The sequence below is a fragment of the Acinetobacter pseudolwoffii genome (assembly GCF_002803605.1).
GTDB classification, from domain to species: domain Bacteria; phylum Pseudomonadota; class Gammaproteobacteria; order Pseudomonadales; family Moraxellaceae; genus Acinetobacter; species Acinetobacter pseudolwoffii.
Map to the genome: position 1 here is coordinate 218336 of NZ_PHRG01000001.1, position 24006 is coordinate 242341.

21 protein-coding genes and 1 tRNA gene are annotated in these 24006 nt (G+C 41.7%); 13 read left to right on the forward strand and 9 right to left on the reverse strand.

Annotated elements, in window-relative coordinates:
• Window positions 1-77: 77 nt before the first annotated feature.
• Window positions 78-1121, reverse strand: a complete 1044-nt coding sequence (locus CWI32_RS01030) for a molecular chaperone DnaJ (protein WP_100534433.1) — start codon at window positions 1119-1121, stop codon at window positions 78-80.
• Between the two features lie 162 nt (window positions 1122-1283).
• Here CWI32_RS01030 and CWI32_RS01035 point away from each other — a divergent pair, with 162 nt between their 5' ends.
• The gene (locus CWI32_RS01035; protein ID WP_100534434.1) at window positions 1284-1820 is read left to right on the forward strand and encodes a hypothetical protein; all 537 of its coding nucleotides are present in this window, start codon (window positions 1284-1286) and stop codon (window positions 1818-1820) included.
• Window positions 1821-1870: 50 nt separating this feature from the next.
• Here CWI32_RS01035 and CWI32_RS01040 read toward each other — a convergent pair whose 3' ends face one another.
• The gene (locus CWI32_RS01040) at window positions 1871-2587 is read right to left on the reverse strand and encodes a carbonic anhydrase (protein ID WP_100534435.1); all 717 of its coding nucleotides are present in this window, start codon (window positions 2585-2587) and stop codon (window positions 1871-1873) included.
• A 437-nt stretch (window positions 2588-3024) separates the two neighbouring features.
• On the opposite strand from CWI32_RS01040, the gene CWI32_RS01045 reads away from it, so the two are divergent.
• Window positions 3025-3702: a DUF421 domain-containing protein gene (locus tag CWI32_RS01045; protein WP_100355307.1), complete on the forward strand. Its 678-nt coding sequence runs from the start codon at window positions 3025-3027 to the stop codon at window positions 3700-3702.
• A 1-nt stretch (window position 3703) separates the two neighbouring features.
• Here the strand turns inward: CWI32_RS01045 and CWI32_RS01050 are convergent, their stop codons facing one another.
• The 3 genes from CWI32_RS01050 to CWI32_RS01060 form a co-directional block, all read right to left on the reverse strand.
• Window positions 3704-4405 (reverse strand): HAD family hydrolase, encoded by a 702-nt coding sequence (locus tag CWI32_RS01050; protein WP_100534436.1) that lies wholly within the window; start codon window positions 4403-4405, stop codon window positions 3704-3706.
• A 268-nt stretch (window positions 4406-4673) separates the two neighbouring features.
• A complete protein-coding gene (locus tag CWI32_RS01055; protein WP_100534437.1) occupies window positions 4674-5978 on the reverse strand; it encodes a DcaP family trimeric outer membrane transporter in 1305 nt (434 codons plus the stop codon).
• Between the two features lie 346 nt (window positions 5979-6324).
• Entirely contained in the window at window positions 6325-7572 is a 1248-nt protein-coding gene (locus tag CWI32_RS01060; protein WP_100534743.1) for an MFS transporter, read from the reverse strand.
• Between the two features lie 141 nt (window positions 7573-7713).
• On the opposite strand from CWI32_RS01060, the gene CWI32_RS01065 reads away from it, so the two are divergent.
• From CWI32_RS01065 to putP, 5 genes are all read left to right on the forward strand, one after another.
• Window positions 7714-8343, forward strand: a complete 630-nt coding sequence (locus CWI32_RS01065) for a 1-acyl-sn-glycerol-3-phosphate acyltransferase (protein WP_100357282.1) — start codon at window positions 7714-7716, stop codon at window positions 8341-8343.
• A gap of 63 nt (window positions 8344-8406) precedes the next feature.
• On the forward strand, window positions 8407-9324 hold the full coding sequence (locus CWI32_RS01070; protein ID WP_005096202.1) for a patatin-like phospholipase family protein: 918 nt from the start codon (window positions 8407-8409) through the stop codon (window positions 9322-9324).
• A 98-nt stretch (window positions 9325-9422) separates the two neighbouring features.
• Window positions 9423-9905, forward strand: coding sequence for an NfeD family protein (locus CWI32_RS01075; protein WP_100534438.1), 483 nt, complete (start codon window positions 9423-9425; stop codon window positions 9903-9905).
• A gap of 3 nt (window positions 9906-9908) precedes the next feature.
• Window positions 9909-10766 (forward strand): SPFH domain-containing protein, encoded by an 858-nt coding sequence (locus tag CWI32_RS01080; protein WP_005096199.1) that lies wholly within the window; start codon window positions 9909-9911, stop codon window positions 10764-10766.
• A gap of 213 nt (window positions 10767-10979) precedes the next feature.
• Window positions 10980-12470, forward strand: coding sequence for a sodium/proline symporter PutP (gene putP, locus CWI32_RS01085; RefSeq protein ID WP_005096195.1), 1491 nt, complete (start codon window positions 10980-10982; stop codon window positions 12468-12470).
• Between the two features lie 93 nt (window positions 12471-12563).
• Here putP and CWI32_RS01090 read toward each other — a convergent pair whose 3' ends face one another.
• Window positions 12564-13472 carry a polyprenyl synthetase family protein gene (locus tag CWI32_RS01090; protein ID WP_074383117.1) on the reverse strand — a complete coding sequence of 303 codons (909 nt, stop codon included), beginning with the start codon at window positions 13470-13472 and terminating at the stop codon, window positions 12564-12566.
• Window positions 13473-13994: 522 nt separating this feature from the next.
• The gene (prpF, locus tag CWI32_RS01095; RefSeq protein WP_100534439.1) at window positions 13995-15185 is read right to left on the reverse strand and encodes a 2-methylaconitate cis-trans isomerase PrpF; all 1191 of its coding nucleotides are present in this window, start codon (window positions 15183-15185) and stop codon (window positions 13995-13997) included.
• A gap of 333 nt (window positions 15186-15518) precedes the next feature.
• Here prpF and CWI32_RS01100 point away from each other — a divergent pair, with 333 nt between their 5' ends.
• The 4 genes from CWI32_RS01100 to CWI32_RS01115 all read left to right on the forward strand — a co-directional run bounded on the left by CWI32_RS01100 (window position 15519) and on the right by CWI32_RS01115 (window position 20134).
• Window positions 15519-16874 carry an amino acid permease gene (locus tag CWI32_RS01100; RefSeq protein WP_074383119.1) on the forward strand — a complete coding sequence of 452 codons (1356 nt, stop codon included), beginning with the start codon at window positions 15519-15521 and terminating at the stop codon, window positions 16872-16874.
• Window positions 16875-16965: 91 nt separating this feature from the next.
• Window positions 16966-17038: transfer RNA gene (locus CWI32_RS01105), tRNA-Arg, on the forward strand.
• Window positions 17039-17377: 339 nt separating this feature from the next.
• On the forward strand, window positions 17378-18679 hold the full coding sequence (locus tag CWI32_RS01110) for an OmpP1/FadL family transporter (RefSeq protein ID WP_100534440.1): 1302 nt from the start codon (window positions 17378-17380) through the stop codon (window positions 18677-18679).
• A gap of 315 nt (window positions 18680-18994) precedes the next feature.
• A complete protein-coding gene (locus CWI32_RS01115; protein WP_100534441.1) occupies window positions 18995-20134 on the forward strand; it encodes an OmpP1/FadL family transporter in 1140 nt (379 codons plus the stop codon).
• A 59-nt stretch (window positions 20135-20193) separates the two neighbouring features.
• Here the strand turns inward: CWI32_RS01115 and thrH are convergent, their stop codons facing one another.
• Complete coding sequence (gene thrH / locus CWI32_RS01120) at window positions 20194-20811, reverse strand: bifunctional phosphoserine phosphatase/homoserine phosphotransferase ThrH (protein WP_100534442.1); 618 nt, start codon at window positions 20809-20811, stop codon at window positions 20194-20196.
• Between the two features lie 204 nt (window positions 20812-21015).
• Between thrH and CWI32_RS01125 the strand changes: the two genes are divergently transcribed.
• Both CWI32_RS01125 and CWI32_RS01130 read left to right on the forward strand, forming a co-directional pair.
• Window positions 21016-21750, forward strand: a complete 735-nt coding sequence (locus CWI32_RS01125; RefSeq protein WP_074383122.1) for a phosphoadenylyl-sulfate reductase — start codon at window positions 21016-21018, stop codon at window positions 21748-21750.
• Window positions 21751-22212: 462 nt separating this feature from the next.
• Window positions 22213-23595, forward strand: a complete 1383-nt coding sequence (locus CWI32_RS01130; RefSeq protein WP_005096186.1) for a WS/DGAT/MGAT family O-acyltransferase — start codon at window positions 22213-22215, stop codon at window positions 23593-23595.
• A gap of 207 nt (window positions 23596-23802) precedes the next feature.
• Here CWI32_RS01130 and CWI32_RS15120 read toward each other — a convergent pair whose 3' ends face one another.
• Window positions 23803-23976 (reverse strand): PA1571 family protein, encoded by a 174-nt coding sequence (locus tag CWI32_RS15120; protein ID WP_005096185.1) that lies wholly within the window; start codon window positions 23974-23976, stop codon window positions 23803-23805.
• Window positions 23977-24006 lie beyond the last annotated feature (30 nt).

Genomic DNA, 24006 nt, shown 5'->3' on the forward strand with positions numbered 1-24006 from the left:
GTCCCTTGTACCCTCAGTATAATTCTCAGGGTGCTCATCACTTGCGCTTTTTTTTGAACGCAATGATTCTATTTAAATTAAAGCATCCCATGCCTTAAAAACATCTCTAATCCTTTCACCTTTTTGATATACATCAGGCGTTCTTTTTCTACTTTGATTTGCTGCTTGATAGTAGAAGTATCTTCATCAATCTGCTTATACAAGTCAGCAATTTGAACCTTACCCTTCGCTTTTTTGACTGCAATTCTGGTTTTCGATGACCAGACCAATCGATTGATCAATACATCGATCTGCTCTTGTAACTTCTGGCTCTGCACATCCAAAGCCAGTTGATACAGCTTGACTTGCTCTGCAGTTAAACTCTTTTGCGAAGGATCTCGGTCTTGTTCAATCTGAAGCTGCATTTTCAATAAAGCAAATAAATCCTGCTTTTCATAAGCCTGATTGGCATGTTGCAACAACTCTGTCTTTTTTATTTTCTTGACATCATTCGCTTCACGGTCAGGATGAATGGCCGCCGCAATTTTTAAATACACGGTTTTCAATGACTGCTCTGCCATCGCTGCTGCCTGCGCCTGTTTTTCCTGCTGGCGTTTTAATCTGGCTTGCTCACGTACTTGTTGAAAATGTTCACTATCCCATTCTTCAAATACATCTGTGTCGGCCTGATCTATACCATTTTGATCTTCGGAAAACCCTTCTGATGCATTGGTCTTTTTCTGATTTTTTCTGTGTTGGACATGTTCATTGAGCTGCTGATAGTAACTATCAATTTCATTGACCTTATGCGCTTCCTGCACCGACATTGCCTGTGAATCTTTTAAGTAAGCCGCCAGGGATTGAATTTTTTCATCCAGTACGACGATCTCGGCCTTGGAAAATTCTGCCTCATGCAGATGCTGCCACAATTGTTCAAGCTGCTCAAACAAAACACCATGCAATTCATGATAGACCGGTATGAAATTTTGCTGTGTATATTGTCGAATCTCTTCTTCAGCCTGCTGCCACTGTGCCAGCTCAAGCTTCTGCTGTTCAATTTTATCAATCAGGCGATCCAGCTTTTTCTGCTGTGTCGAAAGCGCTGTGAATGGCTGAATCATGGTTTTTAAATTGAAAGACATGATATTCAAAATAAGCAGGACAGATTATTAAGTTTAACGGTTTTATGAGACAGGTGTATGCCAGTTATCGACACAAATATACACCTTATGCAAATAAATTTTGTTTAATATCAAACAATATAACAATAACTTAATTTGTGACTGTGCTGAAAGGAGATTCAGATGGCAACTCAGGCAGATTTAATCTTTAATCAGGAACTCGCTGCATGGGTACAAGCGCTAGGATCTGTGTTTGCAATTTTTGTCGCCATTAGTGTGCCCTTATATTTAAATCATTTGGCACAAAATCGTGATAATGCCTTACAAGACATGCAAAAACAAAAATTCTTTGTCACGATGCTGCCGACACTTTATCGTGTTCGCCGTTATAGTGCTGACTTCATTGAACAAATGCAGTTACATCAGCAAAGTACTCAAAATATCTTACATACGCTAGAAACCGAATATCTGGAATTGATTCCGGTCTTTTCTAAAGAACTGCATATATTTGTACATAGTCAAATTTATGACCCAAACCTGAATCAATTGGCATTTGAACTGTTTCATTCCGAGGAAATTCTGCAACAACATTTATTACAGCCTAAAAACCAGAAACAGCTCAAGCATCAAGCTTTACTGACCCAACATAGCCAGTATATTCATGATGCGAGCCATCAGTTAATTAAACAGATTGAAAAGAGCCATCACCTACAACCTTAAATTGCCTTTTCAGGCCATCAATGTGTAGGCAAATGGCGCAAACAAAATGATTATTCAACAATGACACGACCATTTAATGGCTGTACCGGACGATTATTCGGATGCCCCATTAATTTGGAAAATTCAGCAATCTGTTTGGCTGAAGCCTGTTGGATCTCTTTTAAAATGAGCCAGCGCACACCCTCTGAACAAGGTGGGGTGGTCAGCGAGCCACTAAAGCGATAATAATCCAGATTTTTAGGCAGCAACTGATTGACAGGCTGTGGTGTCTTTAACACGACTTTTTCACCCTGCTTTTTCGGCAAACGTTTCCACATCTGTTTTAGCATCTGGCTGTCCTGCCCCTGCTCAAACATCATGCCAACCACTGCCAGCTCACCATCAGCATTGGCATGGACAAAATGAATCTCTAAAGGATAACTTTTACCTTGAATCAGGTTCTCACTCGGACTATGCAAATGGAACTGTTTCAGTTCAAAACGCTCCCCATCCAGCTCCAGCTCACCACCTTCGGCAAAGTCCACCTGAATGGTATGACCTTTATTTTCAATGGCGTGAATCATGGTGTTATAACTAAATTTCAGCGGTTCCAATTGTGCTTTTACCGTCCGCTCAATATTAATTGGCGACTGATTCGCACCATCACAGGCAGTATATTTCTGGCTTAAATTCGACCATTGTTCAGGCTGCATATAGCCCCAATTGGCATCTGCATAGCCTGCCGTACTCAAACCAAACACTGTTAAAAATGTGAATATTTTTTTCACAATAATTTTCCCTCTTAGAACCGTAATCAATAATTTTTCATTTAGAAAACAAATTTTTAGGCTTATGACTGCCTCATTTTTCAGAGCACAAACTACAGATTTTTACTTAATTTTGGTGAATTACTTACAAATTTCCAAACACTTAAGCCTATGAAAAGATAGAGTATTTATAAATTATTATTTAAATTTCAATAAGATAATCATTTTAGTGTCCTAAACCAACTTGGAATAAAGTGTGAGCTGAATCACAATTAAAGTGATGAATATTTATGCAATATTTACATGAAACTTCTAGCTACTTCATAAATAAATCTGATTATAAATTCGCTCTATTTTTCAATAATATATTTTATATTCAAAAGCTTACATAAACACAGCAGTAAATAAACCTGCCACATTGCTAGACTCAGCTCAACGCGTTATATAGGAACAGCTTAATGGATTGGGTCTCGATCTTTATTCATGATACGACTTGGAGCTTTGCATCAGAGATTTTGCTACGTTGTATAGTCATGTATATCATGATTATCCTGTTTTTACGGCTGACCGGAAAGCGTGGTGTACGACAGCTTTCCATCTTTGAAGTCGCGATCATTCTCGCTCTGGGCTCAATTGCCGGTGACCCGATGTTTACCGAAGATATTCCCCTGATTCAGGCAGTTCTGGTGATGTCGGTGATTATCCTGATGTATCGCCTGACCACTTGGCTGATGATGAAATACCAATGGTTTGAAGACCTACTGGAAGGCAAACCGATTTATATTGTGGAAGATGGCCTGCTGGTCATTGAAGAAATTAAAAAAGGCAAAATGTCACATGATGAATTCTTTGCCGAAATGCGCCAGCAAGGCGTAGAACATCTGGGTCAGGTGCGTACCGGTTTACTGGAAACAGACGGTAAGTTCAGTATCCTGTTTTTCAAATCGGATGAGGTTCGGCCTGGGCTGCCACTATTTCCTAAAACCTGTTCGATCGTGGAGCAGGTGAAAGCAGACCGTTTATATGCCTGTATTTATTGCGGTCAGGTTCAAAACCTCTCCACAGCTGCACAACAATGTCCTCGCTGCAAATCAGCACAGTGGGCTGAAGCGATTAATTGTTTACGCATCACTTGAATTAAAGCTGATTCAGCCGTTGTAAATGCGTAAAAATTTCAGGTAGCTGCTGGATTTTATATTGAATTTCTTCGGCATCAGGATGAAAGCCCTGCATCCACAAGGCATGCATTCCGGCATTTTTTGCCCCTTGTATATCATTCACCGGATGATCGCCAATATATAAACAATGTTCAGGCAAGACGCCTAAACGTTGTGCAGTAATCTGGAAAATTTCTGGTTGGGGTTTGCTGAAGCCGACTAATCCCGAACTGATGATTTCATCAAAATAACCGGCAATCCCCAAACCCCGAATGGTATTTAAACGGGTGTCGTGTCCACCATTGGAAACAATCGCCAGTTGATAGCCTTGGGATTTCAACTGCTCGAGTACCTGCTTGGCATCCGGCACTTCTACAGCGCAACGACCAAACTGGCTGAACCAGAACTGTGCCAGCTCTTCTATACTGGGAGGATTTAACCAGGATAGCTCCTGTAATAAGGCATAAGCCGCCGAAGCCCCGATACTGCCGTGCGTCAACAATTCCTTTTTCGGATAACCGCCATTATCGATGCGCCGTACAATCTCGATAATTTTTTCTGGTTCAACCTGTGCCAGAGCCGGAGCATAATGCTCTGCCAGAGAGCGGCTATAAGCTTGTGCGGTGAGATCACGATGGGTCAAGGTATTATCAAGGTCAAATAAAACAGCTTGAATAGTCATAGTTTTAAAAACGGAATGCTAAGGTTTATAATCATGGTATCAGCCTGACACTTTAAGCATCAGAACTAAAATTGCTAAGTTTTGTAGTTTCAAATATAAAAAAGCGGTGCCGAAGCACCGCTTTTTTTAGATTACAAAGTTTAAATTAGAATTTGTAATCTAAGTCTGTACCAATCCCTAGGCTTCATTAAGAAAATCTTCTCCTAAAGTATTGATATAAAAAATCCCACCAAGTGGTGGGATTTTTTATTAAGCGTTATATCATCAATTAGAAGCTATATTTGCTCATTAAACCAATACGATTATCTTTGAATTTATCATTATTAAAGTCTTTACGCTCACCGTTGACATACTCAACACCAAACTCAAGTGGTTTAACAGGTGAATACACCAAGTTTAACCACGCTTGTTGTACCTCTTTGTTTGCAATAGCATTGAGGTCTGCATAGTCTGAATCTTTATCAGCAAACAATGCACCATAACCTATTGATGTTTTTAAGTTAGGTAAGATGCTGTAGGTTAAGCCTGTTTGTACCGCCCAAATTTCATTTTGTTCGATATTACGATTATCTGCATCATGTACAAATGCTGCATTCGCGTTGGTACCATACAGAATACCGTTCACACCTTGCGTATAGCTCACATCAATCGTCGCTTTTAAAGGCTCAAGCACTTGATAGGTTGTACCTGCAGCTAGACCCCAACCTGCTTTACGGTCATTAACGCTTTCATCTTTAGTAACTTCAACTAAAGCACGTGCAGATGCATTGCCTTTTTTATCATCAAAGTTATGAACTAATTTAGCAGTCAAAGTTGGTGCACTTGATTTGTTATGTTCAACACTTACTGTTTCACCCTTCGCATTTAACTCATTGTGCCCAGCACTTGAGTTTGGCTTTTCTGCAGCCAGGAACAACTGTGTTGCAGGAGATAAATCAAAACCATAACGAATCATTGGTAGACGGGTAGTACCCCCACCGACGTTGGTGCTGAAGTCAATCATAAACGGTGCATGATTTGACAAGAAGGTAGATTGTGTTTGACCAATTAACCAATTTTTATAGGTTAAATATGCTTGACGTACACGGAATGAATCGTTAGTACCTGCAAAATCACTTTCAAGTTTACCGCCAATTTCTGCACCTTCAACATTGGTTTTAAAATCTAAACCTATTCGTGTTGTTTTTGCTGTTGCAACGAACTTGTCATTCGTTTGACCATTGGTTTTTGCAACATCAGAGAAGTCACCTGATGAACCTTCAATAATATAGTTCGCATCACCACGAACGAAACCATATAGCTTCACTTCAGTATCTGATTTTGTACTTAGGGCTTTCGGTGCAGCTGCTGATTGTTGTGGGGTTGCTTTGACTTGTTCTATTTGCACTGCTTGAGTTTGCTGAACTTGTTGCTGCTGTAATACTAATGCTTTTAATGCTTCAATTTCTTGGCGCAGCTGCTTAATTTCTTTTTGCTCTTGTGTTTCAGCATGTGCAACAGTCCCCATCATCAATGTTGTTACTGCTACTGCTAATCCTTTAGCTAAAAACTTTCCTGTTAAAACTTGACTCATTAAATTCTCCATAGTGAACACATGTTCATTGGCATTGGAAGTTCGGTGATTTCAACTGAAACCTACACCGTGTGGAATATCTATAATTATGAAATAGCTTGGTTATGATCTCGAAAGACGACTCACGCAATATATGTCGAGTTAAAAGCCCACGTATCATGTCATGTATTTGACTGGACTTACACTTTTAACCCTAGCTACACAACAAGCTACTTGAAAACATCAAGAATTTAACAACTTTCAAATCAGTTTGAAATCATTTTTATCTCATACTTTTATCTATAATATGTATTAACCACACTTTTAAAATAGATTGCTTTTTTTTCAGTCAGCTTTAATTCATATTTCATGATGACTGTGATTGCTGATCGACTCTCCCCCAAAATACGATAGGCAATAGAAGCACTATGCTGATATAAACAATATAGGTTAGATATTTTGCATAGCCTAAATAATCCCCCAATATCCCACTCAACATATATAAGCCACCACTTACCGTCGCCATAATTGAGACTTGAAAAGTAAAATCAGTCCCGGCCAGACGCTTACGGCTGTATTGCATAATGAGCGTCAGCATTACCACCAAGAGCATTGCCGAAACCAGATCTTCTGCTGCATTAATAGTATAAATCAGCCAGTTTTCGACTTTAAGCTGGGCTTCATATTGTGCTGCCAGCCAGGCATAGGCCATTAAGCTCAGTATTTTGAGAATCGAAAAAGACATCAAACAAGAGCGACGCGAAAAAAACTTCAGGCAATAACCTGCCAAACCGGCCCCGATCAAGGCGGCACCTGCACCCAGCATGGTCACATATACGCCGATCTGGCTGAAACTCAGACCGAGATCGACCATTAAAGGCTTCAGCAAAGGGCCAGACAGCCCATCCGCGACTTTAAAGCTCAGTAATACCAGCAACCAGCAACGCAAGCCTGGATGTGTATAAAAATACTGAAAATAGGCTTTGATTTTTATTTTACTGGAAGCGGTAATTTGCTCAGATGCGATCGAGCGATGCTGTGGCTCTTTAAATTTTAAAACAGGCAGTGTGTTTATAAAAACTAGTGCAGCCAAAAGCAAAAAAGTGCTTTGCCACTGCAACAGATCTAAAAACAGTAAAATCGCACCACCACCGACAATGAAACCCAAACGTGATCCAATCACCTGAAAGGTATTGCCCCAGTGCTGCTGTTCATTTTTCAGAATATTGACTGCCAGTGCATCGGTGGCAATATCCTGTGTCGCCCCCACCCCATTCATAAATAATAACGCAATAAAAAAGGCCAATAGATAAACCGGCTGATCTAAAGCCTGAATGGGCAAAAAGGACAAGGCGATCAGCACTGCCACCGAGAGCAATTGCAGCGGAATAATCCAGCTTCGATAATGCCCTGTAGCTTTAGAGCCATAACGATCGACCAATGGCGCCCAAAACACCTTGATTGACCAAGGCAGCATGAGCAGGCCAAAACCACCGATCTGTGCCAGCGACACTCCTTCTGCCCGTAAGATCACCGGCAAAGCATGAGTCATAAATCCGACCGGCAATCCTTGCGCCCAATACAGGGAAAACAACACAATGTAAGTATTCCACATATTCGGCATGCTGGGTCCTTAATAGGCAAAAGAAGCAGAAATCATTCAACAAGCTGGACATTTTGCCAATGAAAAAACCAAAGTAAAAGCCTAATATCATTAAAAATAAAGAAAAATATGTGTCAGGAAGAGACTTTAAGCATGACCAAAAAGCACTTTCCAGAATTACCTCCCTTGGTACCCAGTCGAGGCAATCGACTCAGCCGTTATTTTTTTAAACGGATCTTTTTAGTGCAGGGGTGGCAGCTTGAAGGTGAGTTTCCCAATTTACCAAAAGCCGTTGCGATTATTTCTCCACATACGTCCAATATTGATGCCTGGCATGGTTTTATTGCACTCTTAGCTATCGGGTTAAAGGTCACTATTTTTGGTAAAAACAGCCTGTTCCATACCCCATTAAAGCCCTTACTTGAATGGGTTGGGGTGATTCCGGTGGTTCGGGATAGTCCACAAGGTCATACTCAGCAGATCGTGGAAATCATCAAGCGAAAACCCCAGATTTGGGTCGGTATGGCACCCGAAGGTTCACGTAAAGCGCCAGAAAAAATCCGCAGTGGTTTTTATCATATTGCCGATCAGGCCGGCCTGCCTATTGTCATGCTGGCTTTTGATTATGATATTAAAACCATTCATATTCTGGGTGTCTATCAGCCGACGGGCGATTATGAACATGATCTGGTGCAGATTTATGCACATTATCAAGGCAAGATTTCGGCAAAAAATCCAGACTGGATTGCCAGGCCTTTACAAAAGCTGTTGAAAAAAGACTAGGCAAAATCCTGTTTTTTTGCTCTGATAGCCTATATTTTGATGATTTAGTGATCATTTCCTACAATGAAATTAGTGTCTTATGCTCTGATTGGCTGTCTTGGCCTCAGTCTGGCTGCATGTGATAAAGCCAGTAAAACCACACCGACTCCTACACCACTTCAGGCCCGCGAACCCGTGATTGCAATTGCACTTGGCGGCGGCGGTGCGAAAGGCTTCGCCCATATTGGCGTGATTAAGGTACTGGAGTCACACGGCATTAAACCGAAAATTGTCACAGGCACAAGTGCCGGCAGTTTTGTCGGCAGTCTATATGCCAGCGGCAAATCACCGTATCAGTTGCAGCAAATTGCCTTGAACTTTAAGGAGTCGGACATCCGTGATTTAACCTTGAATCGGCAAGGGATTATTGCCGGACAAAAGTTACAGGATTTCGTCAACAAAAATGTGGCGAATAAACCGATTGAGCAGTTCCCGATACGGTTTGCTGCGGTGGCGACCCGCCTGGATACGGGACGCAAGGCAGACTTTATTAAAGGCAATGCCGGACAGGCGGTGCGCGCCTCTTGCAGTATTCCCAATGTATTTGTCCCGGCCACCATTGGCGGTCTGAAATATGTCGATGGTGGACTGGTCAGCCCGATTCCAGTCAAAACTGCCAAGGATATGGGTGCCGATCTGGTCATTGCTGTCGATATTTCTGCCCGTCCGGATGCTAGTAAAGCCCTGAATATGTGGGGTGTGCTGGATCAAACCCTGAATATTATGGGACAGCAAAGTATTCATGAAGAACTCAGTCAGGCCAATGTGGTAATCCAGCCTAAAGTTGGCCATATTGGCACCCTGGATTTAAAGGCCAGCAATCAAACCATTCTGGAGGGTGAAAAAGCAGCACAGTTAAAAATCCGGGCCATCCAGAAAATGATTACTGATTTCAAACAGTCCCCTGCTGCATTTAAAGCACCACGTGCTGCGAAATTCTAAGGTACGAATTTTTTATATTCATCTGAACCGGCATCTGTTACATTGGGCTTAATCACATAATGATGATTAATTAAACACTTAGCGATATAGGTCACGATATGGAATTTGTTATTGAACCTTGGCACTGGTTTGTATTAGGCTTTTTGCTGATTCTTTCGGAATTGCTTCTACCCGCTTTTGCTGCCCTGTGGTTTGGTATCGGCGCCATTTTAGTGGGCATTTTATACTGGATGTTCCCGATGATGGGACTGACCACCCAGATCCTGACCTGGATTGCTCTATCCGTCCTCTGTACGCTGGCATGGTTTAAATTTATCAAGCCACTTTCGATTGATAAAACCAAAGCTGGCCTGTCTCGTGAAGCGACTATTGGCCAAATTGGCATGGTGATTCAGACCAATCTGGAACATGAACAAATCCGGGTACGTTTCCCGATGCCGGTTTTAGGCTCAGATGAATGGGAATGTCGTACTCTGGATCAGGTTCAGGTCGGTGACCGTGTTCGCGTCGTGGATATTCTGGGGAATGATCTGGTGGTTCAACCCCACAGCACACATTATCAAAATGAAAAAGGTGAATAAGATATGTCTGGTGGAACTATAATTGTTATCGCATTTTTGGCCTTTGTGGCGATTACAATTTTTAAAGGGGTACGTATTGTCCCGCAAGGTTATAAATGGATCGCACAACGCTTGGGCAAATACCATACGACGCTGAATCCGGGTCTGAATTTTGTCATTCCGTATATTGATGAAGTGGCTTATAAAGTCACCACCAAAGATATTGTGCTGGATATTCCTTCACAGGAAGTGATTACCCGCGATAATGCCGTGTTACTCATGAATGCGGTGGCCTATATCAACCTGACCACACCTGAAAAAGCGGTCTACGGCATTGAAAACTATTCTTGGGCAATTCAAAACCTGGTACAAACCTCATTACGTTCGATTGTCGGTGAAATGGATCTGGATGATGCACTATCATCACGTGATCATATTAAAGCACGTTTAAAATCCAGTATTTCCGATGATATCTCGGACTGGGGTATTACCCTGAAAACAGTTGAAATTCAGGACATTAAACCGTCAGTCACCATGCAAACCGCGATGGAAGAACAGGCCGCTGCTGAACGTCAACGTCGTGCGACCGTGACCAAAGCTGATGGTGAAAAACAGGCTGCCATTCTGGAAGCGGATGGTCGTCTGGAAGCATCGCGCCGTGATGCAGAAGCACAGGTGGTTCTGGCTGAATCTTCACAACGTGCGATTGATATGGTGACTTCGGCAATTGGTAGTAATGAGATTCCGGTTGCCTATTTACTCGGTGAGCAATATATCAAGGCCATGCAAGATATGGCCAAATCACCGAATGCCAAAACGGTGGTCTTGCCTGCAGACGTGCTGAACACGATTCGAGGCGTGATGGGTCGTCCGCCTCAGTAAAAATTTTCATTTTCAAATCCATAGGCAGCGTATTCGCTGCCTATTTTTCGTTTAAACACGAAAATCTCAGCAAAGATTTGGAATTTATGCTTAAATTTCGCGTTATTTTTTGAAATCCTTTGGGCTTTGATGCCAGATCTGTGTTTCGCCACAGCATTTATCATCAACATAAGTCCTTATTCGATTACTGTCCAACTCGAAAATGGATACCGTATGAGCTCCCTAAATCCAACGTTAATTACCTTTCTTTTTTATATTGTCGCCATGGTGGTGATCGGCCTGATGGCTTATCGTGCGACCACAAACTTTTCCGATTACATTTTAGGGGGCCGTCGTTTAGGTAGTTTTGTTACTGCACTTTCCGCTGGGGCTTCCGATATGAGTGGCTGGCTGCTGATGGGCCTGCCCGGTGCAATTTATCTTTCCGGTTTGTCGGAAATGTGGATTGCCATTGGCCTGATTATTGGTGCCTGGTTAAACTGGTTGCTGGTGGCTGGCCGCTTACGGGTACATACGGAAGTTCAGCACAATGCCCTGACCCTTCCAGATTATTTTTCCAATCGTTTTAACGACCAGAAGAAAATTTTACGTATTGTATCGGCTTTTGTGATTCTGATTTTCTTTGCGATTTACTGTGCCTCAGGCATGGTGGCAGGTGCGCGCCTGTTCGAAAGCATGTTTGAAATGTCCTACACGACGGCGCTCTGGATTAGTGCCATTGCCACCATCAGTTATGTATTTATTGGCGGTTTCCTGGCAGTCAGCTGGACCGATACCATTCAGGCTGGCCTGATGATCTTTGCGCTGTTGCTCACGCCAATTGTGACCCTGTTGACCTTCTCTGATATGTCTCAGGTCACTCTGGCGCTTGAAACGGCACGTCCACAGGCCATGAATCTGGTCGGTGACTTAAGTACGGTGGCTATCCTGTCGCTACTGGCATGGGGCTTGGGTTATTTTGGTCAGCCACATATTCTGGTGCGCTTTATGGCGGCAGATTCAGTCAAGTCAATTCCAAATGCACGCCGTATTGGTATGACCTGGATGATCCTGTGCTTAGCTGGTGCCGTGGCTGCCGGTTTCTTTGGTATTGCTTATTTCCAGCAACATCCGGAACTGGCCAGTGTGGTGAATGCCAATCCTGAAACTGTATTTATGGAATTGACCAAAATTCTGTTCAACCCATGGATTGCCGGTATTGTCCTGGCTGCGATTTTGGCTGCGGTAATGAGTACTTTAAGCTGTCAGCTTCTAGTCTGCTCAAGTACGCTGACAGAGGATTTTTATAAATCCTTCCTGCGCAAAAATGCATCTCAAAAAGAACTGGTTTGGGTTGGCCGTTTTATGGTGCTGCTGATTGCCCTGCTGGCAATCTGGATGGCGGGTAATCCTGAATCGAAAGTGCTGGGTCTGGTCGCTTATGCCTGGGCCGGTTTTGGTGCTGCATTTGGCCCGCTGATCATTCTGTCCCTGTTCTGGAAACGCATGACTTTGAATGGTGCCTTGGCAGGTATGATTATGGGTGCAGTGATGGTGATTTTATGGAAAAACCTGTTCGCAGCAACAGGTGTCTATGAAATTATCCCGGGCTTTATCTGCTCATTCATTGCCATCATTGTAGTGAGCTTGATGGGTAAAGTACCTACGGCTGAAATTACCGATCGTTTTGAACAGGCTGAACGTCTGTATAACGAAACCAAGTAAAAATTAACGATCAAAAAAAGCGGACTTTAAGTCCGCTTTTTTAATACCTGAACAATTACTCAAAATAAAAACAATGAACAGATTCAAGCCATTTTAATTTTTACGCTGGAGTAAAAACTGGGTGATAGAGATCAGCTCTGCCGCCTGATCATCAAAATGAGCAAGTGCGGCTAAGGCCTGATCATGCAATTGCTGTGCATAGGCTTTGGCCTGTTCCAGCCCCATCAAGGCAGGATATGTCGATTTTTCTACCTGCTCATCCTTGCCAGCTGTTTTACCCAACACTTCGGTATCAGAAATAATATCCAGAATATCGTCCTGCACCTGGAAGGCCAGACCAATCGCCTGTCCAAACTCACGCAGCTTTGGAATCGCCAGATCTGTACCTTCAAAGATTGTGACCGCCGCCATCATGATCGCAGCACTCATCAAGGCACCGGTTTTATTACGATGAATGGTTTCTAATACTTCCTGATCAATTTTTTTGCCTTCGGACTGCAAATCCAACACCTGACCATTGACCATTTTCGAAGAGGCTGTGGCCAGAATCTGCATTTGTTTTAGCACAATCGAAGCATCTACCGCAGGGCCTTGATCAAACAGACGACTGCCTAAAATTTCAAAGGCCATCGACTGTAGAATATCACCTGCCAAAAGCGCGGTATCTTCACCATAAGCCACATGGCAGGTCGGCTGACCACGGCGCAGCAAATCATTGTCCATACACGGCAGATCATCATGTGCCAGTGAATAACAATGGATAAATTCAATCGCAACCGCCGCACGGCGTACCGCCGCGGTATTCTGATTCGGTTTTAGTGCTGCTGTGGCATAGCATAATGCTGGACGAACACGCTTCCCTCCCAGCATCACGGCATGATGCACCGCCGACTTTAAAGGTTCAGGAATGGCAAAGGCATCTAGGGCTGTCAGTAAATCTTGTTGAATACGATGTTGTGCTTGAGTCAATGCATGGATTGATACGTCAGTAATAGATGACACATTTGCCTCGAATACATAGTCCGGAAGGATGAAAATAACAAGTTTGAGCCACTTGTCCTGATAAGCACTATTGTACCTACAATCGCCTTGAATTTTCAGCTTTATCTGTGGATTGATTTAAAGCAGCAATAGATATCAAAATATGTTCCGCCGATAAAACCACTGCCGCGACAGCGCTACTGTCCCAGAGTTGAAGTGCTTGGATTTATCAAGTGCCTGTGGCAGGGATGCCACACATTACCCATCACCACAGGACGTGGTGTATGGGCAATAAGAGACCTTTGCCTACCTTGGGTCTTTCCAAAGTAGGATTTCACCTGCACAAATCCATTTAAACTTTTAAAGGAAAGATGAGGCTGGACAATATCTACCTCTAAATATAAACAAGTTTAGATATTTAAACGTATTCTCTGATAGCTTTTATTACTTCCTACCATGCCAACGATAGCTGAGTCAAAATTTTGGCCAGTAATGGTCACAACAGTAATTTTCTCAGGCTAAATAATGGGTCGGCAAATCAAACTAGAGCAAAACATCTTCAGGAACGCGTACCCAACCTTCCATCAACACACGTGCACTGCGACTCATGATGGCTTTTTTCACTTTCCACTCTCCATTTTCCTGACTTGCTTGTGCGCCGACTCTTAAAGTCCCCGAAGGATGGCCAAAACGCACGGCTTCACGCTCTACACCGCCTGCCACCCGATTCACCAGAGTCCCCGGAATGGCTGCCGCCGTACCAATTGCCACCGCAGCTGTGCCCATCATGGCATGATGCAGTTTCCCCATAGACAAGGCACGAACCAGAATATCGGCATCTGCTTCGGCAACCACCTTGCCACTTGATGAGGTATAAGTTTTGGATGGCGCTACAAAAGCGATTTTTGGGGTGTGCTGACGGTTAGCTGCTTCGCTAATGTCCTGAATCAATCCCATCTGCTTCGCAGCATAAGCACGAATGGTTTCAAACTTTGCCAGCGCTGCCGCATCATTATTCATATGATCCTGAAGCTCGGTGCCGTTATAACCCAAATCTCCCGCATTCAAAAACACGGTGGGAATGCCGGCATTAATCATGGTGACTTCAAAACTGCCAATATTGGGAACTTCCAGCGTATCGACCAGATTACCTGTCGGAAACATCGAACCGCCTTCGCCATCATCATCGGCAGGATCTAAAAACTCGATCTGTACTTCGGCTGCCGGAAAAGTCACACCATCCAGTTCAAAATCGCCCAACTCCTGAACTTGACCATTTCGCATTGGTACATGCGCAATAATGGTTTTTTGAATATTGGCCTGCCAGATGCGGACTGTACACAGCCCATTTTCCGGAATACGTGATCTATCAATCAGATCATTAGAAATGGCAAAAGCTCCCACTGCTGCGGTGAGATTACCGCAATTACCACTCCAGTCCACAAACGGACGGTCAATTGACACCTGACCAAATAAATAATCAACATCATGATCGGCCTGCTGGCTTTTTGACAGAATCACGGTCTTGCTGGTACTTGAACTGGCACCGCCCATACCATCGATCTGTTTAGCATAAGGATCTGGGCTACCAATCACGCGCAGCAGAAGCTGATCACGAATCCGGCCGGCCTGTTGTGCTTCTGCGGGCAAATCATCCAGCTTAAAAAAAACGCCTTTACTGGTGCCTCCACGCATATAGGTTGCAGGAATCTTGATTTGGGCTGCAAAACTCATGAATTGTTTCATCCTTTGGCTTGTCTTTGTTTTGGTAAAAGTTATGGAATACTTATGAGAAGAGTATAATCGCTTTAAAGCCAAGGAAGTTCAGTGCTCCGACCTAAGTATAAAAAATCAGCATTCGTATCAGAGCAAAAAAACAGGAAACTCATCAGTTACAATGTCAATAAAATTAATATATTGATTCAGTTATCTTTTATTTAATTTATTTTTATAATTTTTTATTATAAATCTGATAATAATATTTCATTCAAAGTCTTGCACTAGGTTTCTGAACTTTGTTCCATTACAATCTTTATACTTATTTTTTCCATTGTCGGGCTGAACACTTTGAATAACGAGTCTTCACAACTTCAGCGTGGCTTAAAGAACCGTCATATTCAGTTGATCGCCATGGGCGGTGCAATTGGCACAGGCTTATTCTTAGGTTCCGCACAGGTGATCCAATCTGCGGGTCCTTCTATTATTTTGGGCTATGCCATTGGTGGCTTGATTGCATTTTTAATCATGCGTCAATTGGGTGAGATGATTGTTCATGAACCTGTCGCAGGTTCATTCAGCCATTTTGCTTATAAATACTGGGGCAAGTTCCCCGGTTTCCTTGCGGGCTGGAACTACTGGATTTTATATATCCTGGTGGCCATGACCGAACTTACTGCCGTTGCGAAATATATTAACTATTGGTGGCCTTTTATTCCAGCTTGGGCATCGGTACTGTTTTTCTTTATCGTGATTACCCTGGTCAACCTCGGCAATGTGAAATTCTACGGTGAATCAGAATTCTGGCTTTCAATCATTAAAGTGACTGCGGTTATCTCGATGATTGTCTTCGGTTTATATCTGATCTTGACTGCAGATGCTTCCTCGACTGCGTCTTTCAGCAATTTGTGGACTGCAGGTGGTTTCTTCCCGAATGGCTTTGAAGGCCTGTTCTTCATGCTGGCCTTTCTGATGTTTGCCTTCGGTGGGATTGAACTGATTGGTATGGCAGCAGCAGAAGCTGAAAATCCAGAGAAGACCATTCCGAAAGCGATTAATCAGGTGGTGTTCCGTATCCTGATTTTCTATGTGGGTGCATTGACGATTCTGTTATCACTGGTGCCTTGGAATCAGCTTGAGCTAGGTGGTCTGGATAAAAGTCCGTTCGTGATGATTTTCAGTCAACTGGGCATTGGCTGGGCAGCACACTTACTGAACTTTATTATTTTAACGGCTGCACTGTCTGTCTATAACAGCGGTATGTATGCCAATAGCCGTATGCTCTATGGTCTGGCTCAGCAAGGAAATGCACCTAAAGTCTTCATGCAAGTGAATAAACAAGGTACTCCGATTGCTGCGGTATTGTTTTCTGCCGCGCTGATTTTCGGCTGTGTGTTACTTAACTACTTTGTTCCTGAAGATGCATTAAGCCACTTGATTTATATTGTGGTCGGTGCGTTAGTGTTGAACTGGGCGATGATTACGCTGACCCATCTCAAATTCATTCAGAGCATGAAGAAGCTCGGCCAAAAGACCTCATTCCCAGCACTATGGTCTCCAGCAGGCAATATTCTGGTCTTAGGTTTCATTATTACGATTCTCTACATCATGTGGACTCAGGGTTTTCAGGAATCTATTTTAATGATTCCGGTTTGGATTGTGGTCATGTTCGTTCTGTTTAAGTTGCTTAAGCCTAAAAATACTTAATCAGTTTATATAAGTATATATTCTTAAAAAGTTATTGCTGCGGCAATAACTTTTTTTCAATTAAGTTTGCAGTACATTAACCCTTCTTTTTGCGCCCTTAGCTTAACTGGATAGAGCAGTTGCCTCCTAAGTGACCGACGTGGGTTCGAGTCCCGCAGGGCGCGCATTATTAAATATGTGATTTATTTAACAAAACATCTAATGAATTATTTAAATACTTATTATTTTTTTATTCCCTCCCTCTCCATTACCTAAGCCTATGATAGTTATAACCAAATACACATTAACCAGCGTTTTTCCTGCTCATCATTAGATCTTTTACTCTATTTAGCTGCTTTTTTATGCTTTATTTTCACTCTAGAGCATTTACTCTTATTTTAATTGTGGTATTTTTGACACATGGAGTAACAAATGATTGCGGTTGAGTAACCGAAGTCTCCAAAAATTAAATAAGTGCAAACAACAACGCTAGATATAAATTTGTACCTCAAGGAAAGACGTAAATGAAATTAAAAACATTAACTACTGCAATGATTCTCGCAACTGTACCAATGACGGGTGCATTCGCTGCTGCAATGGATCGTTCTGGTCAATCTATCGCAGCGTTTTTACAACCAGGTAATTACTTTGAAGCAGGTATTTCTGTATTAGATCCATCTGTTTCTGGTACTACGTCCAATTCACCACTATTAGGAGCAGGTGCAAATCAGGCTACAGGTGACATGGCTAGTGATTATTACTTCCCATCAGCTGCATTAAAGTTCCAAGTTACTGATAATTTTTCTTTTGGTCTTCTTTATGACCAACCATTTGGTGCTGAAGCAGAATATTCTGCTCCAAATGCTGGTCTCACAGCATTTTCTGATTTAGGTGAAGGTACTTCAGCAGAAGTTACTACAGAAAATTTAACTGCTATTTTTGGTTTCCAACCGACTGAAAATTGGAACATTTACGCTGGTCCTGTTTACCAACAAGCAAAAGGCAATGTATCACTACGCGGTACTGCATATTCAGCATTAAGCGGATATGATGCAACTATGAAAAAAGATGGTGCTACAGGTTGGTTAGCAGGTCTGGCTTACCAAATTCCTGAAATCGCATTGAAAGCTTCTTTAACATATCGTTCAGAAATTGAACACGAGTTGAGTTCTAACGAAAATATTAATCAAATTTTACCTGGATATGGTAATGCTGATTTATTATTACCTGCTCAACCATTCACCTATTCTCCTGGTAAAACCAATGTAACCACTCCTCAATCTGTTAATTTAGATCTTCAATCTGGTGTCATGGAAAATACAGTAGCATTCCTTAATGTTCGCTGGGTAAACTGGGATGGCTTTGCCATCCGCCCGAGTCAATTTGGACAAGGGTTAGATCAATTAGCAGGACAGGCAGATCGTATCAATCCAGAAAATTATGGTCCTGCTGCTCCTTTAGCACAAGGTGCTAAAGATTATTTACAATCTTTAGAAGGTGGAAATCTTGTTGAATATAATGATGATCAATGGTCAGCTACAGCAGGTGTTGGTCGCAAATTCAATGAGCAATGGGCGGGTAATGTTTCTGTAGGTTACGACACAGGTGCAGGTAATCCTGTGACCACTCTTGGTCCAACTGAAGGTTATTGGAACGTTGGTTTAGGTCTACAGTTTAGCCCAACTCCAGCAACCTTTATTGCTGGTGGCGTGAAATACTTCTGGTTGGGTGATGCAACAGCTCTGACCGTAGCTAATCCAAATGTTGGTGAATTTGAAGATAACCATGCAATCGCATATGGCTTAAAAATGGGTTACCGCTTCTAAGTTCTAATTGAATAAAAAACCACTTTCGGGTGGTTTTTTATTGACTCATTCTATTTTTATACACGTGCATATCATTCGATTATTTTACCATCAATTAAAATTAATAAAGTTTTAGTTTTTTTACACTATTTTTAATAATTTAAATTTCCTATTTTTCATACACTTGAGTTAATAAAATTAGTATAAAAACTCTAAGCAACCCTTTTATTTAACCGCCTTAGTTCATTTCTTCAACAGAGCTGAGTATTTACTCTTTTTAAAATTATGTTACTTTTCCAGCACATTTTTGTTACAGATGGCATCAGGGAACGTACCATGAAGCTCAATAAAATTTATTCTGCTATTTTACTTAGCACTTTACCTCTTTCTGCTGTTCAGGCAGCAGGCCTAGATCGTTCTGGTCAGTCTATTTCTGCCTTTTTACAACCGGGGAATTATGCAGAAGCAGGTATTTCTGTCTTAGATCCAACGGTAAAAGGTTCTTCTACAGTCACTGGTTTAGAGGGCGAGAAAATCAGTGATATGGGTGAAGACTATTATTTCCCTTCTGCAGCAATTAAAGTACAAGCGACTGATAAAATTTCACTTGGTTTAATTTATGATCAACCTTTTGGCGCAGATGCAAAGTATTCTTCAATTGCAGGTTCATTTGGTGATGGAGTAGAAGGTACTTCAGTTGAAGTAGATACTCATAATTTAACTGCATTAATTGGCTATCAACCTACAGAAAACTGGAATTTTTATGCAGGTCCAGTATGGCAAACTGTAGAAGCTGAAATTAAACTACGTGGTGCAGCTTATAAAGCATTAAGTGGATATAATATTAAAATTGAACAGGAAGAAGCTTTTGGCTGGCTGGCAGGATTTGCTTATCAAATTCCTGAAATTGCTTTAAAAGCTTCGATTACATATCGATCAGAAATCAAACATAATGCATCTTCTACTGAAACCTCTAACCTTCCATTTGGTAAAATTGTTAATAGTCCAGTAGAAGCAATTACCCCTCAATCAGTAAATATTGATCTTCAAACAGGTATTGCACAAAATACTTTAGCATTCGCCAACTTACGTTGGGTGCATTGGGATAATTTCGCAGTTAGCCCACAATTACTGTCGCATCCTATAATTAATCAAAACTTAATTGACTATTCTGATGATCAATATTCAGCAACTGTGGGTCTAGGTCATAAATTTAATAATAAATGGTCAGGTACAGCAGCTGTCGGATACGATTCTGGTGCAGGTAATCCTGTCACGACTCTTGGTCCAACTGAAGGTTACTGGAGCGTGGGCTTAGGTGGTCAATACAGCCCTGCTGAAAACTATTTTATTCAAGCCGGTGTTAAATACTTCTGGCTAGGTGATGCTAAAGCAAAACGTGGTACAGATATCGTGGGTGATTTTGAAGATAATTATGCACTCGGTTATGGCATGAAAATCGGTTACCGCTTCTGATTTTTGACTGATTAAATAAAAAAGGCGCTTATAGCGCCTTTTTTATTTACTTAAATTATTTAAGCTGGAATGTCACGTACTGAAACATTACGAATCGCTTCTTTTAACGCATCATAACCACGAATTGGCGGGAATTGCGGGAATTCAGCAATCACGTTCTCAGGGGCATCAAACAGGAAACCATGATCTGCTTCACCCAGCATCGTCGTATCGTTATAAGAATCCCCTGCCGCAATCACACGAAAATTCAAACCATGCAGTGCTTTAACAGCCTGACGTTTTTGATCTGGCTGACGGAGTTTATAAGCAGAGATCATGCCTGCTTCATCTGTTTCCAGTTTATGACAGAAAATCGTCGGCCAATCCAGTTGCTTCATTAGTGGATGCGCAAATTCATAGAAAGTATCTGAAAGAATAATTAATTGAAAATGCGTGCTTACCCATTTCACAAATTCTTTTGCTCCTGGGAACGGCCCCATTTCTGCAATCACTTCCTGAATATCGTTCAAGCCTAAACCGTGCTGTTTTAAAATATTCAGACGTTGGGTCATCAGTACATCATAGTCAGGAATGTCACGAGTCGTCGCTTCAAGCTCTTTAATACCGGTTTTTTTGGCAAAGTTAATCCAGATTTCTGGAACCAACACGCCTTCTAAATCTAGACATACGACTTCCATGAACATTCCCTCTGAGTTGTATTGAAAAAATTTTGCACTATCATAGCTGAAGAAATAGATTTTGCACTGTACTTTTTTAAATCTATTTTTTTCATAAGTATTTATTTTTTAGTGATAAGTCAACTAAATCAATTCTATTAAAATAGATGTGAAATTAATTAATATAGGCCATGTCCTTTCCAAGCCTATATCGCCAGGACTCTCATGACCATCATTCCTACTATTGATCGTATTGATGCACTTGCATCTGAATATGCAGATAAATCGCCTAATGAAATCTTGGCACTTGCACTGAGCCAGCAAGGTGAAATTGCGATTTCATTTTCTGGGGCCGAAGATGTTGTATTGATTGATATGGCCTCTCATCTGGGTAAACCGTTCCGGGTATTCAGTCTGGATACTGGACGTTTACATGCAGAGACCTATCAGTTTATTGAACGGGTGCGTAAGCATTACAACATCGAGATTGAAATCTGCTTCCCTGAAACTGATGCAGTACAAAATTTAGTGACCACCAAAGGTTTATTCAGTTTCTTTGAAGATGGCCATCAGGAATGTTGCGGTATACGCAAGGTTCAACCGCTACGTAAAAAACTGGCGACGCTGGACGGCTGGATTACCGGTCAGCGCAAAGACCAAAGTCCGGGTACACGCAATGAAATTCCTGTGGTTCAGGCAGATCCAGGTTTTTCCGGTCCGGGAAAACAGTTGATCAAGTACAATCCTCTTGCCAACTGGTCCAGTGCGGATGTCTGGAGTTATATCCGTATGATGGAAGTCCCTTATAATGCCTTGCATGAAAAAGGTTTTGTTTCAATTGGCTGTGAACCCTGCACCCGCCCTGTGCTGCCAAATCAGCATGAACGCGAAGGCCGCTGGTGGTGGGAAGAAGCTACCCATAAAGAATGTGGCTTACATGCTGGCAATCTAAAAAGATAAAGTTAAGTTTTATCGTTCCTATTGATTGAAAGACTATTTTTTAATAAAGATAGTCTTTTTAATTGATAATTTTAAATTTAGTGACAAGATATAAATTACCTTTTATCGGGATAATATTATTTTAATTAAAGAATTTATAAAATTTTATACAATTGATTTATTTGCATAAAATGTGAAATTGAACACAATGCTATTCTTCTAATAACAGATAATTATTAAGTTACACTCCACTTCACTTAGCAAATACTATTTTTAGTAAACTATTTTAAAACTAAAATTTTCACATTTCATAAACTTAGGAAGATATTCTGTTCTTGTCAATAGCCACTTTTTCACAGTTGAGGCAAGATAAAGCAGTTCATTTATATGCTAAAAAAGATATACTTTAAAAACTAAAGTAATAATTCTAACAAGGCTTTTTAGTAAAAGAGCCATAGAGAATGCAGTGAGGCAATCCACGCTATGCGTCCATTACATCCAATTGATTTTATTTTCTTAACTTTAGAGAAACGGCAGCAGCCTATGCATGTAGGTGGGCTATTTTTATTCCAAATTCCCGAAAATGCACCAGCGTCCTTTATTCAGGATCTCGTCACTGATATTCAAAACTCCAAATCATCGCCGATTCCACCTTTTAATAATTATTTAAATGGCCTGTTTTGGGATGAAGACCAAGAATTTGATTTAGATCATCATTTTCGTCATATTGCCCTGCCGAAACCGGGTCGTATCCGTGAATTGCTCACTTATATTTCACAAGAACATAGTGCGCTGATTGATCGTGCCAAGCCTTTATGGACCTGTCATATTATTGAAGGAATTGAAGGTAATCGTTTTGCCATGTATTTCAAGATCCATCATGCGATGGTGGACGGAATCGCCGGCATGCGTCTGGTCGAAAAATCGCTGTCGCATGATCCGAATGCCAAAAGTATTGTGCCACCGTGGTGTGTTGAAGGGCCACGCGCCAAACGCCTTAAAGCACCTAAGGTCAATGCTTTTAAAAATGTCCTGCAAACCATTAAAGGCCAACTGGAATGCGCACCACGCGTCGCTTATGAGCTGTCTCAGACCGTTATGAAGGATATGGGGCGCAATCCGGATTATGTGTCCAGTTTTCAGGCACCAAGTTGTATTCTGAACCAACGTGTCAGTGCTTCGCGTCGTTTTGCGGCACAATCCTTTGAATTTTCACGTTTACGGCATATTTCTAAAGCATTGGGCGTCACGATTAATGACATGGTACTGGCCATCTGTTCAGGTGCACTACGTGAATATTTACTATCACAAAACGCTTTACCGAAAAAACCATTAATTGCTATGGTTCCGGCCTCGGTTCGAAGTGATGATTCGGATGTTTCCAATCGCATTACCATGATTCTGGCCAATCTGGGCACCCATAAAGAAGATCCTCTGGAACGTCTCAAAATTGTACGTGGCAGTGTACTGAGTGCCAAGGAACGTTTTAAACGCATGAATGCCAATCAGATTTTAAATTATAGTGCCTTTGTCTATGGTGCAGCCGGTCTGAACATTGCATCCGGTTTAATGCCAACGCGCCAGGCATTTAATGTGATTATTTCCAATGTACCCGGCCCTCAGGAACCGCTATATTGGAATGGTGCACGTCTCGAAGCGCTTTATCCAGCCTCAATTGTACTAGATGGGCAGGCTTTGAACATTACCATGACCAGCTATCTGGACAAACTGGAAGTCGGCTTAACCGCATGCCGTAATGCCCTGCCGAAAATGCAGAACCTGCTGACGCATCTTGAAGAAGAAATCCAGCGTTTTGAACGAATTGTAGATGGTGAACCTGTCCCAAAGTTACAGGCGGTGAGCTAGCCGCGGATCAATAAATAGAATATATAAACTGAAAAAAGTGTTGATCATTTTTGCCAGTCCTAGCGCACATAATTAAGGGGCTCATAGAGCCCCTTGGTTTTATTTTTTAACATCGTTTTAAATTTATTTTATATTTTTGGGATGATGCATCCATTTTTGATTGCCTAGAATTTATTTCAATCTGCACAAGATTCTGTATCGGTAGCATTAGCTTTTGATGGTACGACACTGTTGTAATAATTGATGGCAGGCATTACGAATCATGCTGGCGGTAATCTGGACTTCATTACCGCGCTCATCGACGATATATCCTGCATGTACAGTCTTTGGTTCTAATACGTGTTTTAGGCCTTTATTAATTACTGCTTTACTCATATTCATAACACACTCCTTTTGCTAAGCCTGAAACTG

What these genes read in the sequence shown, in the direction of transcription:
- CWI32_RS01080 (WP_005096199.1), top strand. Translation starts at nt 9,909, where the DNA reads ATGTCTGGTGGAACTATAATTGTTATCGCATTTTTGGCCTTTGTGGCG.
- CWI32_RS01075 (WP_100534438.1), top strand. Translation starts at nt 9,423, where the DNA reads ATGGAATTTGTTATTGAACCTTGGCACTGGTTTGTATTAGGCTTTTTG.
- CWI32_RS01030 (WP_100534433.1), bottom strand. Translation starts at nt 1,121, where the DNA reads ATGTCTTTCAATTTAAAAACCATGATTCAGCCATTCACAGCGCTTTCG.
- CWI32_RS01110 (WP_100534440.1), top strand. Translation starts at nt 17,378, where the DNA reads ATGAAATTAAAAACATTAACTACTGCAATGATTCTCGCAACTGTACCA.
- CWI32_RS15120 (WP_005096185.1), bottom strand. Translation starts at nt 23,976, where the DNA reads ATGAATATGAGTAAAGCAGTAATTAATAAAGGCCTAAAACACGTATTA.
- CWI32_RS01125 (WP_074383122.1), top strand. Translation starts at nt 21,016, where the DNA reads ATGACCATCATTCCTACTATTGATCGTATTGATGCACTTGCATCTGAA.
- CWI32_RS01045 (WP_100355307.1), top strand. Translation starts at nt 3,025, where the DNA reads ATGGATTGGGTCTCGATCTTTATTCATGATACGACTTGGAGCTTTGCA.
- prpF (WP_100534439.1), bottom strand. Translation starts at nt 15,185, where the DNA reads ATGAGTTTTGCAGCCCAAATCAAGATTCCTGCAACCTATATGCGTGGA.
- CWI32_RS01060 (WP_100534743.1), bottom strand. Translation starts at nt 7,572, where the DNA reads ATGTGGAATACTTACATTGTGTTGTTTTCCCTGTATTGGGCGCAAGGA.
- thrH (WP_100534442.1), bottom strand. Translation starts at nt 20,811, where the DNA reads ATGGAAGTCGTATGTCTAGATTTAGAAGGCGTGTTGGTTCCAGAAATC.
- CWI32_RS01035 (WP_100534434.1), top strand. Translation starts at nt 1,284, where the DNA reads ATGGCAACTCAGGCAGATTTAATCTTTAATCAGGAACTCGCTGCATGG.
- CWI32_RS01055 (WP_100534437.1), bottom strand. Translation starts at nt 5,978, where the DNA reads ATGAGTCAAGTTTTAACAGGAAAGTTTTTAGCTAAAGGATTAGCAGTA.
- CWI32_RS01065 (WP_100357282.1), top strand. Translation starts at nt 7,714, where the DNA reads ATGACCAAAAAGCACTTTCCAGAATTACCTCCCTTGGTACCCAGTCGA.
- CWI32_RS01070 (WP_005096202.1), top strand. Translation starts at nt 8,407, where the DNA reads ATGAAATTAGTGTCTTATGCTCTGATTGGCTGTCTTGGCCTCAGTCTG.
- CWI32_RS01130 (WP_005096186.1), top strand. Translation starts at nt 22,213, where the DNA reads ATGCGTCCATTACATCCAATTGATTTTATTTTCTTAACTTTAGAGAAA.
- CWI32_RS01050 (WP_100534436.1), bottom strand. Translation starts at nt 4,405, where the DNA reads ATGACTATTCAAGCTGTTTTATTTGACCTTGATAATACCTTGACCCAT.
- putP (WP_005096195.1), top strand. Translation starts at nt 10,980, where the DNA reads ATGAGCTCCCTAAATCCAACGTTAATTACCTTTCTTTTTTATATTGTC.
- CWI32_RS01115 (WP_100534441.1), top strand. Translation starts at nt 18,995, where the DNA reads ATGAAGCTCAATAAAATTTATTCTGCTATTTTACTTAGCACTTTACCT.